This window comes from Mesorhizobium sp. P2_A12, from assembly GCF_056405075.1.
Genome location: NZ_JBFUCU010000075.1, coordinates 1 through 1,275 on the forward strand (window position 1 = coordinate 1; position 1,275 = coordinate 1,275).

1 protein-coding gene and 1 pseudogene are annotated in these 1,275 nt (G+C 63.7%); both read left to right on the top strand.

The window, feature by feature from the left end; all coding sequences use genetic code 11:
* Positions 1–66: 66 nt before the first annotated feature.
* Positions 67–219: pseudogene (locus AC1DZU_RS35520) on the top strand (transposase); the annotation flags it as partial.
* Positions 186–1,256 carry an IS3 family transposase gene (locus AC1DZU_RS35525; RefSeq protein WP_477292115.1) on the top strand — a complete coding sequence of 357 codons (1,071 nt, stop codon included), beginning with the start codon at positions 186–188 and terminating at the stop codon, positions 1,254–1,256. The pseudogene AC1DZU_RS35520 and the gene AC1DZU_RS35525, both read left to right, overlap by 34 nt.
* Positions 1,257–1,275 lie beyond the last annotated feature (19 nt).

The following is a 1,275-nucleotide window of genomic DNA, read 5'->3' on the forward strand; positions in this document are numbered from 1 at the left end:
TGACCTGCCACTGAGAATTTCCTCCATCTGAGATTAGAGTCCGGGCCTTGATTGAAGGACGGACTGATGAAGAGAAAGCGGTTCACGGAAGAGCAGATCATCGCAGTTCTGCGCGAGCACGAGGCAGGTGCAAAGGCGGGCGATCTGGCCCGCAAGCACGGGGTCTCCGAGGCGACGCTGTATAACTGGAAGGCGAAGTATGGCGGGATGGACGTGTCGGACGCCAAGCGGCTGAAGGCTCTGGAAGACGAGAACGCCAAGCTGAAGAAGCTGCTCGCCGATCAGATGCTGGAAGCCTCGGCGCTACGCGAACTTCTGTCAAAAAAATGGTAGGGCCCGCCGCCAAGCGCGAAGCCGTCGCGCATCTGCAGGCCGTCATGGGCCTGTCGGAGCGTCGGGCCTGTTCCTTCGTCGGCGCCGATCGCAAGATGATCCGCTACCAGTCTCGGCGTCCGCCCGAGACAGAGCTGCGTGGTCGGCTGCGTGACCTCGCCAACGAGCGCCGACGCTTCGGCTACCGGCGGCTGTTCATCCTGCTGAGGCGCGAGGGCGAGGCATCTGGGGTCAACCGTATCTACCGTCTCTATCGCGAGGAAGGTCTGACGGTGCGCAAGCGCCGGGCAAGACGGCGAGCGGTCGGCACGCGGGCGCCGATCCTGGTCGAGGCAAGGCCGAACGCACGCTGGTCGCTGGATTTTGTCCATGACCAGTTCGCCTGTGGCCGGAGGTTCCGCGTGCTCAACATCGTCGACGACGTGACGCGCGAATGCCTGGCGGCGATCCCGGACACCTCGATCTCCGGCCGCCGGGTGGCGCGTGAGCTGACGGAACTGATCGCCCACCGCGGCAAGCCGGGCATGATCGTCTCCGACCATGGCACCGAGTTTACCTCGAACACCATCCTCGCCTGGTCGAAGGATCACAGGATCGAATGGCACTACATCGCGCCGGGCAAGCCGATGCAGAACGGTTATGTCGAGAGTTTCAACGGCCGGATGCGCGACGAGCTGTTGAACGAGAGCCTGTTCTTCGGCCTCGACCACGCCCGAAGCGCCATCGCCGAATGGCGAGAGGACTTCAACACGGCGAGGCCTCATTCCTCGCTCGGCTACCAGACCCCGGCAGCCTATGCCGAGGTCACCACCGCAACCGGCTCCGACGCTGCGCTGATCGAAGGCTCCGCGCCTCCGCCGGTTGCTCAACCCGCGCCAAGAGGCGTAACAGAAACGGCCAAGGCTCTAATCGCCGCTGGATGAATGTTCAGTGGCAGGTCAG